At 20.5% G+C, this 7,264-nt stretch carries 8 protein-coding genes and 1 pseudogene; 8 read left to right on the top strand and 1 reads right to left on the bottom strand.

The window, feature by feature from the left end; genetic code table 11:
- Window positions 1-242: 242 nt before the first annotated feature.
- Window positions 243-461, bottom strand: coding sequence for a hypothetical protein (locus KTO59_RS03000; RefSeq protein WP_284928559.1), 219 nt, complete (start codon window positions 459-461; stop codon window positions 243-245).
- A 587-nt stretch (window positions 462-1,048) separates the two neighbouring features.
- Between KTO59_RS03000 and KTO59_RS02995 the strand changes: the two genes are divergently transcribed.
- The 8 genes and pseudogenes from KTO59_RS02995 to KTO59_RS02965 all read left to right on the top strand — a co-directional run bounded on the left by KTO59_RS02995 (window position 1,049) and on the right by KTO59_RS02965 (window position 6,567).
- Window positions 1,049-2,176 (top strand): hypothetical protein, encoded by a 1,128-nt coding sequence (locus KTO59_RS02995; RefSeq protein ID WP_284928558.1) that lies wholly within the window; start codon window positions 1,049-1,051, stop codon window positions 2,174-2,176.
- Complete coding sequence (locus KTO59_RS02990; RefSeq protein WP_284928557.1) at window positions 2,173-3,093, top strand: Bax inhibitor-1/YccA family membrane protein; 921 nt, start codon at window positions 2,173-2,175, stop codon at window positions 3,091-3,093. Before KTO59_RS02995 ends, KTO59_RS02990 begins: the two co-directional genes overlap by 4 nt.
- Before the next feature lie 640 nt (window positions 3,094-3,733).
- Window positions 3,734-3,955 carry a hypothetical protein gene (locus tag KTO59_RS02985; RefSeq protein ID WP_284928556.1) on the top strand — a complete coding sequence of 74 codons (222 nt, stop codon included), beginning with the start codon at window positions 3,734-3,736 and terminating at the stop codon, window positions 3,953-3,955.
- 420 nt (window positions 3,956-4,375) lie between these two features.
- Window positions 4,376-4,753 carry an SVM family protein gene (locus KTO59_RS02980; protein ID WP_284928555.1) on the top strand — a complete coding sequence of 126 codons (378 nt, stop codon included), beginning with the start codon at window positions 4,376-4,378 and terminating at the stop codon, window positions 4,751-4,753.
- Between the two features lie 84 nt (window positions 4,754-4,837).
- A pseudogene (locus KTO59_RS04525) lies at window positions 4,838-5,002 on the top strand (SVM family protein); the annotation flags it as partial.
- A 205-nt stretch (window positions 5,003-5,207) separates the two neighbouring features.
- On the top strand, window positions 5,208-5,498 hold the full coding sequence (locus tag KTO59_RS02975; RefSeq protein ID WP_284928554.1) for a hypothetical protein: 291 nt from the start codon (window positions 5,208-5,210) through the stop codon (window positions 5,496-5,498).
- A 737-nt stretch (window positions 5,499-6,235) separates the two neighbouring features.
- Entirely contained in the window at window positions 6,236-6,376 is a 141-nt protein-coding gene (locus KTO59_RS02970) for a hypothetical protein (protein ID WP_284928553.1), read from the top strand.
- 65 nt (window positions 6,377-6,441) lie between these two features.
- Window positions 6,442-6,567, top strand: coding sequence for a hypothetical protein (locus KTO59_RS02965; protein ID WP_284928552.1), 126 nt, complete (start codon window positions 6,442-6,444; stop codon window positions 6,565-6,567).
- Window positions 6,568-7,264 lie beyond the last annotated feature (697 nt).

Genomic DNA, 7,264 nt, shown 5'->3' with positions numbered 1-7,264 from the left:
TCTTTTTTTATTCAAATAAAAAAAACAATAAAATTGTTCTTAATTTAACAATTTAACAAAATGGTATAGTCGATTATTTTATCTTTTTACTAAAAACAAAAAAAGACTAGTTTGTGTAACTAGTCTTTTCAATATTAAAAATGAATTTATTTACAAAAATTTATAACAGTGCGATTTCTTCGTTCTGAATTTTGACTATTTAGTCCATTTGTTATAAATTCGTCTAAAACAAAATACGCCTTTTATTTTAAATCTTCGACGTCAATAAATCTTGGTGCATGTAAAGAACTTTTATTAATAATTTTTATAACAGTATTTTTTTTCATTAATAACTGATATAAATCATATTTATTTTTTTCTCTTGGATCGTTAAAACAATTATCAAGTTTTGTTTGTATTTCTTGATCTGATTTTTGTTGTTTTTTGTAATTTAAATGTTTTGTGTTTTTTAAATGTTTCATATTTTTCCTTTTTTGGTTGGTAAAAAAAGTCTAAATAGTTTATTAATTGAAATTTAATTGTTGTTGATATAATAGGTATCAGTGTGATTACAAATAGATTTTTTATATTTAAAGATGTTATTTTCGATAATATCTTTAAATTATACGAAAATTTAGCTATTTTTTTAATAAAAAAATTAATTAATAAATATTTTTAAAATCTTGTATCTTTTTTTGTTTAAAATTTTTTCCAAAAACACTTGACAAAATATATTTTTTTTATATAATAAAAAATAAGATTATAAAATATAAGATTTATAAAATATAAGATTTATAAAATATAAGATTTATAAAATATTGTATATGTTTTCTTTTTCTTGGTTTTTTCTTTTTTTTCTTTGTTTAGTTCAATTTTTTTAAAAAAAATTTTTAAATTTTTAATTGATATATTATTTTTTTATTTTATAGTACTATTAATTAATGAATAGTTTACTTTTTGAACGGTTCTATTTTAATGTAACACTGCGCATACTCAATAAGAAAATAAAATTGTATTTTAATTATTTTTTTTAAATATTTAGTTTTTATTAAATAATTTAGGAGGTTTTATGTTTTTTAAAGTTTTTAAAAATTTTAAAATTAAAGCTTTATTTGTGATTTTCTTGATTTTTTCTTTTTTAAATATTTATTTGATTCCAGTTTATGCCCATATTTTTTCTGATGGTGATGGATCTAATGGTCAGTCATTTTTTAATCCTCTTGATTACGAAATAGATTCTTCTAAAAAACATGAATTAAAAAAATGGAAACATGAAGGTGGTTCAGTTTTTTCTATTAATTCTCGCTTATTTTATGATATTCCAGGGATAAAAATGGTTCCTTGCAAATCTTATCAAGAATGGAGCAATGGCAAACAATTAACAAAAGATGTTCTTGGATTTATACCTGGAGCAAGACATGTTTTCAATTTTGCTTATGATGTTGCCGAAGTGGCAGGTTTTACCGATAGATTGATTGATGCAAATGATGATAAAATCGCAATGTTAAATGACATTGTTTATTATGAATTAAAAAGTGACCCCGGAAAAGGTTTTTTCTTTTTTGATTCAAATGAATTAGAAAAAATCAAGCAAATAGATGTTGCTTTTTGTGATTGTGATAAACATGTTTTTGTCATAAATGAAATTTTAGAAAGTTTTATTAAAAATAAAGATTTAGATAAAACTTATACGGATCCTGAAAAAGATATAGAATTATCTTGTCAACGTTTTTCAGATCAACAAGTTAAAAAAATAGTTTTAAAAATTAATCAAAAAGTTAGAGATAAAATTCATAAAAATGCTTTAAAAAAAGTAGCTAAACAAGCAGCTAAAAAAACAGTAGGTCGTTTTTTAGGAAAAATTTTTGTACCAGGTTTGATAACAGTTTATGAAAAAGCAGAACAAATTCAAGAATCTGATAATAACCTTAAACAAAGAATTACTTTTGATATCACTAATAATAGTTCTGAAAAAACAATTGGTTTTTCTTTTAATTTTCCTTCAGAAAACGAAATAGAAATTTACGAATTAAAAGAAAAATATAATCATGAAAAAACTTTTAGATTAGTGAAAAGAAGTAATATTTCTGATTCGGACCATATGTTAGTTAATGTTTTAAAAGCAAAAACTATAGATTCATCTACTCAGACGCTAAATATTTGTGGTGGCCGTTTAAAAAGAGGTTTTAATTTATGAAATTATTTGATTTTTTCATAAATCCTTCTAAAAGGGTTAGATATTTATTAAATACTTCATATAAAAGAAAAAATGATAATCCTTCTTATATTTTAAATAAAAGAATTAGAAAGTTAAAACTAAAAGAAAATCATCAATTAGTTACAAATGAAAAAATAACTTCTTATTTAAGTGTATTTAGCAAGTTGTTTTTATTGATAGTATTAACCATATTCATAGGTTTTATAACTTATTTTCATTTTCGATCTGATAATTCACATAATGCAGAAATAACCATTAAAAATTTATCTATTCCCTTAATAGAGACTATAACTAGTAATTATATTAATTTTTTGTTAGTCGCTCCTATGGTTATTTTTATTATTGGAAGTCTTTTATGGATACTAGGATTTTATTTATATAACTCTTTCTTAAAATTTGCTACTATTTTCTTAAGTGTAGCTATAGGATTTTGGATAGGTATGCTATACGCTTTTGTAGGTATTTTTTCAAAACATTACCCTCCTTTTAATTTTTTATTTTTTATTCCTTTTTTAGGGACTATTTTTGTTATCAGTTTAATGTCTTGTTTATATTATTTAAAAAAAATCAACATTAGCGAAAAAAAACGTAATTTTATCAGCGCTTTATTTTTTATTTTATATTTTATTCATATAGGATTTACTTTGAGTAAGTTCGGATTTGATAATTGGTTTTTAAATTTTATTATGTTTTTTTTAGCTATCTTAGATTTAGTATTAGGCGCTTGGATGTGGGTAATTAATTTGGAAAATATTGATATATTTATTGAACAAAAAATACCTCAAAAATATGAATGGCTTCTAATTAGTATTTTATTAATAGCTTCGTTGCATATATTTATAGCTATTTTTAATATAATAACAATTATTTTTAGAACGATGGATGATGAAAAATGAAATTAACAAAAAATAATTAACCTAGGGAATTTACTTAATGAATTTTAATTCGGTATTATAATATATTCATAATTATGTATTTTATTTAATTTATAGTGATATGCTTGATATCAAAAGATATTTGCTGATATAAAAAACAATTTCAACTGAAAAATGATTGTATAAAAATTTATAATTAAATTATAAAAAGAAAGTAGGCGATAGTAATCTTTTAAATTGATAAATTTCAATTCTAGTTTTTTAATTTTTTAAAAAGAAGTATTAATTTTATTAAATTACTTGATCAAATAAAAAATAATTTTTAGGAGATTTTATAACTTTTAAAGTTTTTAAAACTATTAAAATCAAAATTTTATTTGTGATTTTCTTAATTTTTTTTAAAAAATATTTCTTTTTTTATGTTGATTGATTTAACTGAAGTGAAAAATGAGAATATAAACTAGAATAATAAATACACTTTTAAATTCTAATACTGGTTAAAGATTTAGTAGTATTATTTATAAAATTAATATAAATAAAATTTTAGAATATATTTAATTAATTAAGAAAAATAGGATAATAAAATGAAATTTTAGTAAAAGATTTAAAATATTTTAAAATAAATAAAATTTTTACTATTATATTTATTTATTTTATATTTTTGTTTATAAGTCAAGAAACTAATTCACTTGAAGTTGCTGCTGAAAATAGTAAATTAAAAAATGAAAATAAAACACAAATTGAATTAATTACTGATAAAAATATATTAATTAATGAATATGAATATTCAATTGTTGTAAAAGATAAATTAATTGATGAAATAAAAAAAGAAAATGAAAGATTAGTTAATGAAAAAAATAATTATATTAATTTTTTTCATTGATTTCGTTTTCGCTTTAATTGATGGTGAAGTTGGGTTTCGTAGTGTTTCAAAAGATTGTAATTGTAATATGATTACTTTAAATAGATTTAATTACATTTCTTTCTATACAAAACATGACAGTTATTAAGAATAACAATTACTTAAGTATTAAATACAAAGGTCCAAAACATTTCTTAACCGAAGAAAAAGACTACTACTTCGTTTTTTTATGTCCACGTTGATGATTCCGATTTCTAATTAACCAATTTCCACTTCCGCTTCAACCCCTGTTCGCAAAACCTTGTCGTTTTATCAAGATAAATATAATAATGATAAAAAACAAAGAAATAGAAATAAGAAGAACTGTTCATAAATAGACATAAAAATATTAAATGATAATATATTAAAATTTAAAAGTAAAAATTAAAGGAGAATTAATTAATGTTTAAATTACAAAATCAATTTAAAATAACAAGTTTTTATTTGTTTACTTTATTAGGATTATTAATTATTTTGCATAATCATCAAGTGATGGCGATGAATAATGGTCATATATCTCAAAATAACGGACATAATAATGATCATACTAATTTTGAATTACAAGCTCGTATTTTACAAAATTTAAATTTTCAACAATCTAGAATAATTCAACAAATTTTTAATGCTAGAAATAATAATGCTTCTGAAGAAGTTATTAGTAATCTTGTAAGTCAAAATGCACAATTAAGTCAAAGAATTTCGGCTCAACAAATTATTGTTCACAATGCTATGCCACGAGAAAACAATCCAAATCAACCAAATAATCATAGAAGACGTTAAATAAAAGTATATTTTATTGAATTGTTATTATCAATATCAAAAGAGATTTAATATAATGTTTAAATTTGAAAAAATTTATTATTTTTTAGAATCATTTTATTTATTAATTTAGGATTATTTTTAATTACTAATAATAATTTCATTATGGCGATGAAAAAAAACAAATTTCAATCAATGAACCTAGTGACTAAGAAGTTAATTCATTTTTTGAATTTTGATTTGACATATTTTTTTATGTTACAGTATTAATAAAAATAGTTTGATTTTTGAATAAATATGTTTTTATTTATTTAAAATATGACTTTTAAAATGGTTCCATTTTAGTAGTGCACACGCCTATACTCATATTTCGTTATTTGATAGTAATCATTATATGAGTGGTAAGGAGATCATATTTAAACGAATTTATGAAAGATAAAATGAGTATTACAAACCCTAAAAGGATTAAAATAACATGAAATTTTCAAAAAAACAAAAAATAATTATTTTTTCATATTATTTTATTTTAATTTTTTATTTTATTTTTAGATTATATTTTATTGCGGAATCCTATCACATAATTAACAAAAGTTATTCTATATTTGGGTTTAATACAGAACAAAAAGAAGTATCTTTTAATTTTTGGAAATTTTTAAAATTTTTTATTCTTGATGATCAAGCATGTAAATTTTTTTTAACTATTTTTGTTCTTATTTTTACTCCTTTGTTTTTTTATTTTTTTAAAGTTAAAGATAAAATTAGTTAATTTTAATATAAATATGATTCATTTTGTTAAATATTCTTTATAAATCTTTAATCCAAAAACTGTTACAACATATTTCTTTTTTATACTTGTGTTCATTGATTCTGTTTTTTAATTATCACATAATTAAAGGGGTTCTTTTTTTAAGAGAGTTTTGGTACACTGTTATTAAATTTTTTGTAAATAAATTCATTTTTAATGCTCAATAATTAAAAAAAACATCATTTAACCAAAAAATCAAACTCTAAATAAAGGCACAGTGTTTCAAAAAAAGTGTAAATAAATTTATTTTTAATACCGAAAAGACTAGTTAAAACAAACTAGTCTTTTTTTTAGTAAAAAGAGTTTTTAAAAATATTCAGAGTTAAAAAAACATTTACATTTTTTTATAACACTACGGAATACAATAACATCGTCGAAGAATTAACAAAAAAACTAAAAAAAGTTTCAGGAGAAAACGTAAAAAAATTAATACTAAAAGAAGATGAACTTCGTGAACTTAACCAAAATAAAGTCATCGAAATCGAAGAAATAAAAAACGAACTAAAACAAAAAAATCCTAGTTACGCTCGTTCCCAAAAATGCTACGAAGAAAAACAAAAACAATATGCCAAATTTTATAAACCAATTGACAACAAATAATCATTAAATTTGACCTAATAACTTTTTATTACATATTTCAAAATATAAAGTTGTATAATAGTAATATATTCATATTTCAATAATTGAAAATGAAATTTATGAATAATAATAATTTTTTTAAGATTTTTTTAACTATCTTAGTTGTAGTTGTGGGAGTTACAATTGCAGGTATAATTATTCAACGTAAAACACTAAAAAATAATCATGATAAACCAACCATAAATACTTTGAAAATGTAGAACCTTCAACAAAAAATAAAATCACAGAAAAACAAAAATTAATAAAAAATTTAGAAGAAGATTTTGTGATTTTAACAAAAGAGTTTGAAATTAAAAAAAATAATAGTAATAAATATTATGATTTAAAAAATTTAGATCAGAACTCAAAACATTTAAATGATGATTTAAATAGACTAAAAAGTGATTTTTAATTACTCAAAATATTTCACGGTCAATATATAACTAAATATCATATAGAAAATATCGTTAAAAAGAATTATTACGAAAATAAATTTAATGAAATTCAAGAAAAGATAACCAAATTTAAACATAAAATAAAACAAATAATTCCGAAAATAAAAACAATCAAACCGCGTTTCGACCAAATTAAAGCTTATCTTTTTTTGGAAACCGATAACAAAAATTTATTACCAAACGTTCTTTCTCAATAAGAAAAAAATAGAAATTGATAAAATTAAGAAAAAATTAAGAACAACTTTTAGGATTTTTAAAAGAAGTTCAAAAAACCATCGATGAATATCAAGAAAAAATCAATAATTATAATTACAAATTCAAGAAATTAAATATAAATTTTCTTCATTAAAACTTCAACAAACCAAGTTAAAACAAAATCACGAAGACAAAGTACAAGAAATCAATCAAATAAAATTACAACTACAAACTCAAAGACAATCAATTTATAACAATCCCGAAATCAGTAAATTACAAAAAGAACAATGCGAAATAATGGATCAAATAACCCAAGTTTAAATTGAAATCGGCGAATTATAAACCACCAAACAAAGTACAAAAGTATGTTATCTAACACCATCAAACTAAAAGAGTCAATACAACGTGATTATCATAATTCTTAAAAAGATTATCAAAATAAAACCATTTATTCCCTCT

Origin of the sequence: Candidatus Phytoplasma sp. AldY-WA1 (genome assembly GCF_020312115.2) — a bacterium.
GTDB lineage: Bacteria > Bacillota_I > Bacilli_A > Acholeplasmatales > Acholeplasmataceae > Phytoplasma > Phytoplasma vitis.
The sequence above is the reverse complement of the archived record's forward strand: the minus strand, read 5'-3'. Positions and strand labels throughout refer to the sequence as shown.